Genomic DNA, 12147 nt, shown 5'->3' with positions numbered 1-12147 from the left:
AGTCCGCCCCAGGACCGGGTTCGTCGTCCACAGGCCAGCGACCTGCCCGAATTCGACCTCTCGAATCGTCGCCATGGCGACGAAAGCAGATGTCGAAAACGTGGGAAAGAGTTGTCAAACCGGTTGACCTCTGCTGTCAAACCGGTTTACTCTGACCAGGTCCAACCGCACAAGGAGCGTGTGATGGGTCGACCGACGATCGGTGACGTCGCCAGCGCAGCTGGCGTGACGAAGGCGACCGTCTCGCACGCCTTCAGCGGCAAGCGGCCCATCAGCGAGGCCACCAAGGCGCGCGTCATCGCGGCAGCGGAGGAGCTCAACTGGGTGCCGAGCTCGCCCGCTCGGGCCCTCGCCACCCGTCGGGCCAACGCCATCGGCATCGTGCTCGCCCGCGACCCGGAGATCCTCGCCTCCGACACGTTCTTCCCCGCCTTCATCGCCGGCGTCGAGTCGGTCCTCGCGCCGCGCGAGGTGGCCCTCGTGCTCCAGGTCGCGAGGACGCGGTCCGGTGAGGAGCGTGCCTACCGGGCGATCGCGCAGGGGAGGGCCGACGGCGTGATCGTGCTGGATCTGCACCAGGACGACTGGAGGGTGCCGCTCCTCCAGGGTCTCGGGACCCCGGCGGTGCTGCTCGGCGCCTACGACGGCCAGAGCTCCTTCTCGTGCGTCCGCACCGACGACGCCGCACCGGTCCACGAGCTCATCGACCACCTGCTGGCGCACGGGCATACCCGCATCGCCCACGTCTCGGGGCCGATGGGCTACGTCCACTCCCGGGTCCGCGCCCAGGCCTACCTCGAGCGCGTCGGCGACGAGGAACTGCTGCGCCAGGGGGACTTCACGGCCCGCAGCGGCCGCGACCTCACCGCCGAGCTGCTCCAGCTCCCTGACCGGCCGAGCGCGATCGTCTATGCCAACGACACGATGGCGATCGCCGGTCTGTCCTACGCGCGGTCGCTCGGACTGCGCGTGCCGGACGACCTGGCCGTGGCCGGTTTCGACGACGACCATCTCTCCGCCCACCTCTCGCCCGGCCTGACCAGTGTCTCCACCGATCCGCACCGGCGCGGCGAGGTGGCGGCGGAGCACCTGCTGCACGACATCGCCGGTGGAACCCCTCGGTCGGTCACCCTCGACTGCACCCGCCTGCGGCTCCGGGACAGCACAGCGTCCCGGCGCTGAAACCACACCTCATCCAAGGAGTAACCATGAGATTCATCCGACCCTGTGCCCTGGTGACGAGCGGACTGCTGGTCGCGTCGTGCGGCGGCGGTGGCAGCGAGAGCGGCGGAGACAGCGAGGCTGCTGCGGCGACCGGGGCGATCGAGATCTGGTTGTCCAACAACGAGCAGGAGCTCGCCTGGGGCGAGTCGGTGGTCGAGGCCTGGAACGCCGACAACCCCGACCAGCAGGTCACGGCGCAGGAGATCCCCGCGGGCTCCTCCTCCGAGGAGGCCATCACCGCGGCCATCACCGCCGGCACGGCGCCGTGCCTGGTGTTCAACATCGCCACCGCGGCCGTGTCCGGCTGGGTGCGGCAGGGTGGGCTGGTGGACCTGTCCTCGTTCGAGGACGGCACGAGCTACATCGAGGAGCGGGGCGGCGAGGGCGCCGGGGCGTATGCGATCGACGGCAGCTACTACCAGCTCCCGTGGAAGTCCAACCCGGTGATGATCATGTACAACAAGACCCTCTTCGAGGAGGCGGGGCTGGACCCGGAGGACCCGGGGATGACCACCCACGAGGACTTCCTCGCCGGGGCACGGCAGATCGTCGAGTCCGGGGCGTCCGACAGCGCGATCTGGCCCTCGCCCACGAACGAGTTCTACCAGCCCTGGTTCGACTTCTACCCGCTCTATCTCGCCGAGACCGGCGGCACCACGCTGGTCGAGGAGGGTGCGGCGACCTTCGACAGCGACGAGGGCCGTGCCGTCGCGGAGTTCTGGGCCACGGTCTACGAGGACGGGCTGGCCCCGAAGGAGGCGTCGACGGACGACGCCATGTCAGCAGGCACGACGGCCATGCAGCTGGCCGGCCCCTGGGCCATCCCCTCGTATGCCGAGACCGTCGACGTCGGCTTCATGCCGGTCCCCACCAGCTCGGGGACCGAGGACGTCTACACCTTCGCGGACTCCAAGAACGTGTCGATGTTCACCACCTGCGAGAACCAGGGCACGGCGTGGGAGTTCCTCAAGTTCGCGACCAGCACCGACAGCGACGGCCAGCTGCTCGAGCTGACCGGCCAGATGCCGCTGCGCACGGACCTGGCCGGCACCTACGCCGACTACTTCGAGGCCAACCCCGACTACGTGGCCTTCGCCGAGCAGGCGGAGCGCGTGGGGGACGTGCCGAGCATCCCGAACTCGGTCGAGGCATGGCAGGCCTTCCGGGACGGCTACTCGGCGGCCGTCATCTTCGGGTCGACGTCGATCGAGGACTTCCTCAGCCAGACGTCGACCGAGGTCGACGAGCTCGCGCAGGGCTGACGACGTGACCGCTGCCCCGGCAGCCGACCGTGTCCGGCTGCGCACCCGGGTGCTGGGTGCGCAGCCGATCGGCGGGCTGTTCGCGCTGCCCTACCTCGTCTTCGTGGGGGTGATCTTCGCCTACCCGCTGGGCTTCGCGGTCTACATCGCCTTCCACGACTACTTCTTCACCGCGCCCGGTGTCGACGTGGCCAAGCCCTTCGTCGGCTTCGACAACTTCGTCAGCGTGCTCACCGACCCGCAGGTGCTGCGCTCCTTCCGCAACACCGCGGTCTTCCTGGTCATCAACGTGCCGCTGACCGTCGTGCTCGCCCTGGTGCTGGCGACCGCGCTCGACAGCGGGGTCCGGTGGGTGTCGGCATACCGCATCGCCTTCTACGTCCCCTACCTCACGGCCAGCGTCTCGCTGGTGGGTGTGTGGATGCTGCTCTTCTCCTCGGGAGGTCTGGTCAACAGCGTCCTCGGACCGCTGGCACCGTCGCCGTCGTGGCTCATCAACTCGGCGTTGGCGATGCCGACGATCGCGCTCTACGTGACCTGGAAGCAGCTCGGCTTCTACATCCTGCTCTACCTCGCCGCGCTGCAGAACGTGCCGAGGGAGCGGCACGAGTCGGCCATGACCGACGGGGCCAACGCCTGGGAACGCTTCGTGCACGTGACGGTCCCCGGCGTGCGGTCGGTGACGACGCTCGTGCTCATCCTGGCCATCATCACCGGCGCCAACCTCTTCACCGAGCCCTACCTGCTCACCAACGGCGGCGGGCCCGACGGCGCGTCGGCGACCCCCGTCCTGCTCATCTACCAGCAGGGCATCCAGCAGCAGAACCCCGACACGGCGGCGGCGATCGGCATGCTGCTGGTCATCGTCGTGGGCCTGCTCTCGCTGGTCGCCAACCGGGTCAACAGGGAGGCCTGACATGGGACGGCCCCGCTTCGTCTGGGTGCGCTACCTGCTGCTCACCACCGCCGCGCTGATCTTCGCCTTCCCCTTCTACTTCATGGTGGTCGGCGCCTTCCAGGAGGCCCCGACCAACACCCCGGACAACCTCTTCCCCACCTCGGGGTGGACGTTGGGCAACTTCGCGGCGATCGACGCCCGGGTCGACCTGGTCAGGTCCCTGCTGAACTCGCTCATCTTCACCAGCGGGGTTCTGCTCGGCACCGTCGTCTTCGGGCTCCTGGCGGGGTATGCCATGGCCCGCCTGGACTTCCGCGGTCGCGGGGCGACCTGGGTCCTGATGCTGCTGGTCCAGATGGTCCCCTTCCAGCTGCTCATGATCCCGCTCTACGTGCAGATCACCCGGGGCTTCGGACTGGGTGACACCTATCTCGGGATGATCGCGCCGTTCGCGATCAACACCACCGCGGTGTTCATCTTCACCCAGTTCTTCAAGGCCCTCCCGCAGGAGATGTTCGAGGCAGCCCGGATCGACGGTGCCGGCGAGCTGCGGATCCTCACCTCCATCGCGGCGCCGCTGGTGCGGCCGGCCCTGGTCACCGTGATCCTCGTGACCTTCATCGGCCCGTGGAACGAGTTCCTCTGGCCCTTCCTCATCACCAAAGACGCCAGCCTGCAGCCGATGGCCGTCTCGCTCGCCAACTACATCTCGAACGTGGCCCAGTCCACCGCCAACCCCAACGGCGCCATCCTGGCTGGCGCGGCTGCGCTGGCCTTCCCCGTCGTCGTCCTGTTCGTTCTGTTCCAGCGGTACTTCACCGCCTCAGACCTCGGCACCGCCGTGAAGGGTTGATCCTCATGTTCACCGGAGCGCACTTCCCCCTGGGTCCCTTCGTGCCCTACGAGCACAACCCCATCCTGCGGCCGCGCGGGGGTTCCTGGGAGTCGGCCAACCTCTACAACCCGGCCGCCCTGGTCGACGGGGACGAGGTGGTGCTGCTCTACCGGGCCCACGCGGAGGACATCGTCTCCCACGTCGGCCTGGCCCGGAGCCGTGACGGCTACACCTTCGAGCGGGAGGAGGAGCCGATCCTGTCGCCGAGCGAGGACTACGAGCGCTACGGCTGCGAGGACCCCCGGATCGCGCTCGTCGACGGCACCTACTACCTCACCTACACCGGCTGGGACAGGCACAGCGCGCAGCTGTGCCTGGCGACCTCGACCGACCTGCATACCTGGACCAAGCACGGGCCGCTGTTCGCCGACTTCGACACCTTCGCGACCGTCGACCCCCGCGGCTTCAACTGGTCCAAGGCCGGGGTGATCGTGCCGGTGCAGATGCAGGGGAAGTGGTGGATGTACTTCGGCGAGGGCGGGATCTACTGGGCGACCAGCGAGGACCTGATCCACTGGACGCCGGGCACGCCGGACACCGAGCCGATGTATGCCCCGACGCCCGGCTCCTTCGACGCCGACCTGGTGGAGATCGGCACCTCACCCGTGCTGACCGACAACGGTCTGCTGCTCATGCTGACCAACGGGGCGACCCGCACGGTGCACGACGACGGATCGGTCGACGTCGACTACCGGTGCGGCCAGATCGCGATCGACCCCGACCATCCGACCCGGGTGCTGGCCCGGCTGCAGGAGCCGTGGCTGCGCCCCCAGTCCTTCGAAGACACCCACGGCCTGGTGTCCAACGTCACCTTCGTCGAGGGACTCGTGCACTTCCGGGGCCTGTGGTTCGCCTACTACGGCCAGTCCGACACGACTCTCGCCGTCGCCGTGCACGACCCGAACGAGCGCTGGGGGTCCTCCCTGGGCGCCGCAACCGAGCAGGAGATCCGCGCATGACCACCCGTCGCACCTTCCTCGCCGTGTCCGCCGCCGCTCCCGCCGGGACGCTCCTCGCGCCACCCGCGCTTGCGGGCCCTCCGCGGAGCAGGCGGCGGCTGACCAACCTCGCCCACCTGCGCTTCCTGCTGGACGAGGTGCCGTTGCCACCGCTCGCGACGCACACGACCTTCGACCTCGACGACGACCCGACCGGGCTGGCCCCGTGGACGTATGCCGATGCGGACGGGGACGGCTTCCGTCGCGTCGGGGGCGGGACGCTGGACCCGGCCACCGGCCACTACACCCAGGGTGCCTACAACACCGACGACATCGCGCGCGCCGCCGTGGTCTTCGTCCGGGACTGGCGCCGGACCGGCGACCGGCGGAGCAAGCAGCAGGCCTACCAGCTGCTGCGCACCCTCACCTACCTGCAGAACGACAGCGGACCGGACGCCGGCCGGGTGGTGCTGTGGCAGCAGGCGGACGGCACGCTCAACCCCAGCGCGGAGCCGGTGGAGCTGCCTGATCCCTCCGACTCCGCGGAGTCCTACTGGCTGGCGCGGACCGTCTGGGCGCTGGGTGAGGGGTATGCCGCCTTCCGGCGGGGCGAGCCGGCCTTCGGGCGCTTCCTGCTCCGCCGGCTGCGGCTGTGCCTCGACGCGCTCGAGCGGGAGTCGCTGGGGCGCTACGGCCGGTGGGTGACCAGCGACGGGGTGCCGTTGCCCGGATGGCTGATCGCCGGTGGGGCCGACGCCACCGCCGAGGCGGTGCTGGGGCTGGTGGCGGCTGCCCGGGCCTGCCCGCACGACCGGCGGATCGGCCGGGCGGCGCACCGCTACACCGAGGCGATCGCCGCGATGGGGACCAGCCGCGACGGTGCCTGGCCGTTCGGCGCCGTCCTGCCGTGGACCGGCTCTCTCGGCTTCTGGCACGCCTGGGGCGCCGCCGCGCCGGAGGCGCTGGCGCTGGCGGGCCGCTGGCGCCGCCGCCGCGACTGGGTGCGGGCCGCGGTGGCCGACGCCGGGACCTTCACCCCGCAGGTGCTGACGACGGGAGGGCCGCACAACGCCTGGGCGCCGGTCCCCGCGGAGGCGCAGATCGCCTACGGCGCGCACGGCCGGGTCGCTGGTGCGCTGGCCGCTGCGGACGCGGGTGGTGGCCCGGGGCTGAGGGAGCTCGCCGGGCTGGCGGCGGGCTGGTTCTTCGGCGCGAACACGGCGGGCACGGCCACCTACGACCCGGCCACGGGCGTCACCTTCGACGGCGTGGAGACCGATGGTCGGGTGAACCGCAACTCCGGCGCGGAGTCGACCATCCACGGGCTGCTGACGATGATGCTGCTCGACGACCACCCACGCGTCGCCGCGGTCGCCAGGTCGATCAGGGGCATCGAGTCCTTCGACGGGCTGCAGGCCCTGGACGCCGAGTCGGCCCGGCTCAGCCCGGGGTGCCGGGTCGTGCAGCGGGAGGAAGGGGCGTGGACGGGCGAGGGCAACCTCGTCGGGGGCGGCTACGTCGAGGTGCCGGAGGGCGAGTGGGTCGAGTTCGACCTGGACGTCGCCGAGGGCAGCTGGGCGCATCCGCTGTCCTGGCGACGGGCCGAGGAGGCGGGGTCTGCCTCCTGGGAGGTCGTCGGTGGTGCCGACCTGGGCAGCACCGCCAACGGCGGCACGGGCCCGGCGGGCCTGACCGAGGTCGACGGGAGCCTGGTCCCGCAGCTCCTCCCCACGTCGCTGCCCGGTGGGCCGGTGACCGTCCGGTGCACGAGCGATGGTGCGCTGCGGCTGGACGCGCTCGTGATCCGCCCCGCCGTCGCGACCGTCACCTACGCCACGACGGGCGACAGCGCGGTGCTGTATGCCGGCTCCACCCCGGCGCGGGCCCGGGTCTCCGCTCTGGGTGACACGGCCGGGGCGCGCTTCGACGCGGACGGCGACTTCGAGGGCTGGCAGCCTGCGGGGCGGAGGGTGGTCGTGCCGTCGCGCGGCTTCACCGTGACCCGGGAGCGTCTGGGCAGGGGTGGGCGTCGCGGCTGAGGGTCAGCGCTCGGCGCCGACGACCATCCACGCCTCGCCCCGTGCACGGCGCCACATCAGCACCGACCGCACGGTCATGAAGCCGGTGAAGGCGACCCACAGCCAGACCAGCCCGACGGTGCCGTCGACGCCGCTCAGCCGCACCCCGAGCACCATCGGCAGGTAGGCCACCGTCGCGGCGGTCTGCGCCCACGCGAGCCAGCGGGTGTCGCCGGCACCGATGAGGACGCCGTCGAGGATGAACGCGATCCCGGCGATCGGCTGCCCGATCGCCACCACGATGAGCGCGGCGGCGAGGGCGGAGCGCACCTCGCCGTCCTGGCTGAAGCCCAGCGGGATGACCCGGTGCAGGGCGACGATGAGCACGGCGAGGATGACGCCGAACCAGATCGACCACCTCACCATCAGCCTGGTCGCCGCGCGGGTGCCGTCCACGTCGCTGGCGCCCAGGGTCTTGCCCGTCAGGGCCTGGGCGGCGATGGCGAGCGCGTCCAGGGCGAAGGCCAGGGTCGACCACACGGTCAGCGCCACCTGGTGCGCGGCGAGCTGCTCGTCCCCGAGCCCCGCCGCCGACCAGGTGGTGAGCAGCAGCGCGGCACGCAGCGCGATGGTCCGGACCAGCAGGGGTATGCCCCCGCGCGCCGCCCGGAGCACCCCGGCCCCGTGGAAGGTGAGCGAGGAGCCCAGCCGTCGCGCTCCCCGGACGACCACGAGGACGAGGCCGAGCGCCATACCGGTCTGGGCGATCACCGTCCCGATCGCGGCGCCGGCGATGCCCCACCCGACGCCGTGCACGAGGAGCAGCGAGAGCGCGGCGTTGCCGGTGAAGCCGACGACCGAGGCGACCAGCGGGGTGCGGGTGTCCTGCAGGCCGCGGAGCACGCCGGTGGCCGCCAGGACGACCAGCATCGGGGGTATGCCGATGGCCGACCAGCGCAGATAGGTCACCGCCTCGGCGACGACGGCCGGGCCGGCGCCGAAGAGCTCGACGAGCGGCTGCGCGAGCACGGCCGTGACCACGGCGCCGACGGCGCCGAGCAGCAGGGCGAGCCAGATGCCGTCGACGCCGGCGCTGACCGCGCCGCGCTCGTCGCCCGCCCCCAGCCGGCGCGCGACGACGGCGGTGGTGCCGTAGGCGAGGAAGATGAAGATGTTGACCGCGGTCAGCAGCACCGCGCTGGCGACGCCGAGACCGGCGAGGGCCGAGGTGCCGAGGTGGCCGACGATCGCCGAGTCGGCGAGCAGGAAGAGCGGCTCGGCCACCAGCGCCAGGAAGGCAGGCACGGCGAGGCGCAGGATCTCCCGCGCCTGGCCCTGGCCGCCCACGCCGCCCCGGTCTCGCTCCGCCACGCCGTGAGTCTGTCACGGGCCACCGACTTTCTTTCATCCACAGCGGTGGCGCCGCATCGCCGCAGGTCAGAGGCCCGGTGTGACGAAAGTTCCGTGAGTTTCCACAGGTGTGTCCACACCCCGTGCTGGGCCGTTGCGTCGGTTGTCCCCACGGCGTCCACACGGTGTCCCCAGGTCGTCCACACGGGGATGCTGCGCGCACGTCGTGGTGGCCGTACGGTGGGCCGATTGCGGGTCTGTCGGCGGTGGGTGCTGGACTTCTCGCACGAGCTGACGACAGGTGTGGAGGCGGCATGACGCTGAGCGATGTGGAGGTCTACGGACCGCCGGACCAGGGTCCGCCGAGCGGCCCGGAGGACCGCCTCCCGCCGCAGGACGTCGCCGCCGAGCGCAGCGCTCTGGGCTCGATGATGCTGTCCAAGGACGCCATCGCCGAGTGCTCGGAGATGGTGCGGGCGCCCGACTTCTACCGCCCCGCGCACGAGATGATCTTCGAGGCCTGCGTCGACCTCTACTCGCGGGGGGAGCCGGTCGACGCGATCACCGTCGGCGACGAGCTGACCAAGCGGGGCGACCTGCAACGGGTGGGGGGCACGGCATACCTGCACCAGCTGATCGCGGAGGTGCCCACCGCGGCCAACGCAGCTTTCTACGCCGAGATCGTCGCCGAGCGCGCGGTGCTGCGGCGGCTGGTGGACGCCGGCACGAGGATCGTGCAGATCGGCTACCAGGGCGGTGACGTCGAGGACATCGTCAACGCGGCCCAGGCCGAGGTGTATGCCGTCGCCGACAAGCGCGGGGGCGAGGACTACCAGGCGCTCGGCATGCTCATCGAGCCCACGATGGACGAGATCGAGCACGCCGCCGGGTCCTCGGGGGAGATGACCGGGGTGCCGACCGGCTTCACCGAGCTGGACGAGCTGACCAACGGGCTGCACCCGGGGCAGATGGTGATCGTGGCTGCCAGGCCAGCTGTGGGCAAGGCGCTCGCGCTGGACACACCGCTGCCGACGCCCGCCGGCTGGACCACGATGGGCGAGGTGACCGTGGGCGACGCGCTGCTGGGTGCTGACGGTCGCCCCACGAGGGTCGTCGCGGCGACCGAGGTGATGGAGGGCAGACCTTGCTACGAGGTCGAGTTCTCGGACGGCTCGGTGATCGTGGCGGACGAGGAGCACTTGTGGGCGGTTCGCGGACCGGAGGGGAGCCAGGTGCTCACCACGGGCGAGGTCGGGCGAGCCCTCGAGTCGGGGATCCTGATGGGCGTGGAGCGCGGGGGAGAGGACGCCGACAGCTGGCAGATCCGCGAAGTGCGCGCTCTGGAGTCGGTCCCGGTCCGCTGCGTGCAGGTCGAGGCTGCTGACCATCTATATCTCGCGGGCCGGTCGATGATCCCGACGCACAATTCGACACTGGCCCTGGACGTGGCCCGCTCGGCGGCGATCAAGCACCAGATGGCGACCGTCGTCTTCTCCCTGGAGATGAGCCGCACCGAGATCACCATGCGGCTGCTGTCGGCCGAGTCCGAGATCCCGCTGCAGAACATGCGCAAGGGCAACATGCGCGACCGCGACTGGACCCGGCTGGCCGAGACCCAGGGCCGGATCACAGATGCGCCGCTCTTCGTCGACGACAGCCCGAACATGTCGCTCATGGAGATCCGGGCCAAGTGCCGGCGGCTCAAGCAGCGCAACAACCTCAAGCTCGTGATCATCGACTACCTGCAGCTGATGAGCTCGGGCAAGCGGGTCGAGTCGCGTCAGCAGGAGGTCGCGGAGTTCTCCCGGGCGCTCAAGCTGCTCGCCAAGGAGCTCGAGGTGCCGGTCATCGCGTTGTCGCAGCTCAACCGTGGTCCCGAGCAGCGGACGGACAAGAAACCGCAGATGAGCGATCTGCGCGAGTCCGGCTGCCTCACGGCCGACACGCGCGTGCTGCGCGCCGACACGGGGGCGGAGGTCACCCTCGGGGAGCTGCACGCCGACGGCGCCACGGACGTGCCGGTCTGGTCGCTGGACGAGTCCTTGCGGCATGTCCGGCGGCACCTCACCCATGTCTTCGCCACAGGGACCCGGCCGGTGTTCCGGCTCACGCTCACCTCCGGCAAGACCCTGACGGCGACGGAGAACCATCCCTTCCTGGCCTACGACGGCTGGAAGGCCCTCGGCGACCTGCATGCCGGTGACCGCATCGCGGTGCCACGCCACGTGCCAGCCCCCGAGCAGCACGAGCCGTGGGCCGACGACCACCGTGTGGTGCTGCTCGCGCACATGCTGGGTGACGGTTCGATGGTCAAGCGGCAGCCGCTGCGGTATGCGTCGATCGACGAGGAGAACCTGCGCGCGGTCACCGCGGCGGCGCTGTCGTTCGGTGTGGTCGCCGTGCGCGACGAGTATGCCGCCGCCAGGTGCACGACGTTGCGGCTGCGAGCACCCTTCCGGCTGGCTCGGGGACGGCGGAACCCCATCGCTGAGTGGCTCGACGATCTCGGTGTCTTCGGCCTGCGCAGTCATGAGAAGTACGTGCCCGACCCTGTGTTCTCGCTGTCCAAGCGTCAGATCTCCCTGTTCCTGCACCACCTCTGGTCGACGGATGGTTCGGTGACCGTCGACAAGCACCAGAACGGCGGCCGCATCTACTACGCGTCAACCTCCCGTCGCCTGATCGACGACGTCAGCCGCCTCCTGCTGCGGTTCGGCATCTCCGGGCGGGTGAGGACCGTCAACAAGCAGGGCTATCGGCCGGGGTACACCCTCGACATCTCAGGGTCCGACTCGCAGCGACGCTTCCTGCAGGAGATCGGGGTCTTCGGAGGGCGCTCTGCGTCTGCCGCGCAGCTGTTGGAGATCATCCGCGACCGGCAGGCCAACACCAACGTCGACACCGTGCCCCGCGAGGTGTGGGGCGATGTCCGACGGGTCATGAGCGAGCAGGGCATGACGACGCGCGAGTTCCAGGCCGCGATAGGTACGCAGTACTGCGGGTCCACGCTCTACAAGAGCGCGCCCTCTCGGGAGCGGCTGGGACGGATCGCCACCGTGCTGGGCAGCGCCGACCTCGAGCTCCACGCCGTGAACGACGTCTTCTGGGACGAGGTGCGGTCGGTGGAGCTGGTGGGCGTCGAGGAGGTCTACGACGCCACCGTGCTCGGAGGCCACAACTTCGTGGCCAACGGCATCGCGGTCCACAACTCGATCGAGCAGGACGCCGACGTCGTGATCCTGCTGCACCGCGAGTCACTCTACGAACGGGAGTCTCCTCGCGAGGGCGAGGCTGACGTCATTGTCGCCAAACACAGGAATGGCCCGACCGACACGGTTGTCGTGGCCTTCCAGGGGCACTACAGCCGCTTCACCAACATGGCCAGCAACTTCTGAGCCGGGTCACGAGGACGTCGTGGAGCTGCCGGATCCCGGTGTCGAGATGCAGCCAATCTTGCGCAGCGACCGTCCGTATGTAACATTCCTGCCGCTTATCAATGAGCGGTGGAAAGCAAAGATTTGGTTATGAATGGTCAGGTCGCCGGAGCGTCGCGCAACCGCGT

Annotated in this window: 8 protein-coding genes; 7 read left to right on the top strand and 1 reads right to left on the bottom strand. The window is 70.3% G+C overall.

The genetic code is table 11. The annotated features are described in order from the left end of the window. Positions 1–183: 183 nt before the first annotated feature. The 6 genes from FXF60_RS02620 to FXF60_RS02595 are packed head-to-tail and all read left to right on the top strand — an operon-like array spanning position 184 to position 7256. Positions 184–1182 carry a LacI family DNA-binding transcriptional regulator gene (locus FXF60_RS02620; protein WP_151523713.1) on the top strand — a complete coding sequence of 333 codons (999 nt, stop codon included), beginning with the start codon at positions 184–186 and terminating at the stop codon, positions 1180–1182. A 26-nt stretch (positions 1183–1208) separates the two neighbouring features. Further along, complete coding sequence (locus tag FXF60_RS02615; RefSeq protein ID WP_151523712.1) at positions 1209–2486, top strand: extracellular solute-binding protein; 1278 nt, start codon at positions 1209–1211, stop codon at positions 2484–2486. Between the two features lie 4 nt (positions 2487–2490). Next, positions 2491–3402, top strand: a complete 912-nt coding sequence (locus FXF60_RS02610; RefSeq protein ID WP_151523711.1) for a carbohydrate ABC transporter permease — start codon at positions 2491–2493, stop codon at positions 3400–3402. A 1-nt stretch (position 3403) separates the two neighbouring features. Next, positions 3404–4237 (top strand): carbohydrate ABC transporter permease, encoded by an 834-nt coding sequence (locus tag FXF60_RS02605; protein WP_151523710.1) that lies wholly within the window; start codon positions 3404–3406, stop codon positions 4235–4237. Positions 4238–4242: 5 nt separating this feature from the next. Continuing rightward, positions 4243–5238, top strand: a complete 996-nt coding sequence (locus FXF60_RS02600; RefSeq protein ID WP_151523709.1) for a glycoside hydrolase family 130 protein — start codon at positions 4243–4245, stop codon at positions 5236–5238. Next, positions 5235–7256 carry a hypothetical protein gene (locus FXF60_RS02595; protein ID WP_151523708.1) on the top strand — a complete coding sequence of 674 codons (2022 nt, stop codon included), beginning with the start codon at positions 5235–5237 and terminating at the stop codon, positions 7254–7256. Before FXF60_RS02600 ends, FXF60_RS02595 begins: the two co-directional genes overlap by 4 nt. A gap of 3 nt (positions 7257–7259) precedes the next feature. Here the strand turns inward: FXF60_RS02595 and FXF60_RS02590 are convergent, their stop codons facing one another. Beyond that, complete coding sequence (locus FXF60_RS02590; RefSeq protein ID WP_151523707.1) at positions 7260–8606, bottom strand: MATE family efflux transporter; 1347 nt, start codon at positions 8604–8606, stop codon at positions 7260–7262. 293 nt (positions 8607–8899) lie between these two features. Here FXF60_RS02590 and FXF60_RS02585 point away from each other — a divergent pair, with 293 nt between their 5' ends. After that, positions 8900–11980 carry a replicative DNA helicase gene (locus FXF60_RS02585; protein WP_151523706.1) on the top strand — a complete coding sequence of 1027 codons (3081 nt, stop codon included), beginning with the start codon at positions 8900–8902 and terminating at the stop codon, positions 11978–11980. Positions 11981–12147 lie beyond the last annotated feature (167 nt).

Origin of the sequence: Serinicoccus kebangsaanensis, from assembly GCF_008919445.1 — a bacterium.
Lineage (GTDB): Bacteria > Actinomycetota > Actinomycetes > Actinomycetales > Dermatophilaceae > Ornithinicoccus > Ornithinicoccus kebangsaanensis.
Note: the sequence above shows the minus strand (reverse complement) of the source record. Positions and strands in the feature narration are given on the sequence as shown.

Coding starts and splice junctions, on each gene's coding strand:
- FXF60_RS02620 (WP_151523713.1), top strand. CDS start 184: ATGGGTCGACCGACGATCGGTGACGTCGCCAGCGCAGCTGGCGTGACG.
- FXF60_RS02615 (WP_151523712.1), top strand. CDS start 1,209: ATGAGATTCATCCGACCCTGTGCCCTGGTGACGAGCGGACTGCTGGTC.
- FXF60_RS02605 (WP_151523710.1), top strand. CDS start 3,404: ATGGGACGGCCCCGCTTCGTCTGGGTGCGCTACCTGCTGCTCACCACC.
- FXF60_RS02600 (WP_151523709.1), top strand. CDS start 4,243: ATGTTCACCGGAGCGCACTTCCCCCTGGGTCCCTTCGTGCCCTACGAG.
- FXF60_RS02595 (WP_151523708.1), top strand. CDS start 5,235: ATGACCACCCGTCGCACCTTCCTCGCCGTGTCCGCCGCCGCTCCCGCC.
- FXF60_RS02585 (WP_151523706.1), top strand. CDS start 8,900: ATGACGCTGAGCGATGTGGAGGTCTACGGACCGCCGGACCAGGGTCCG.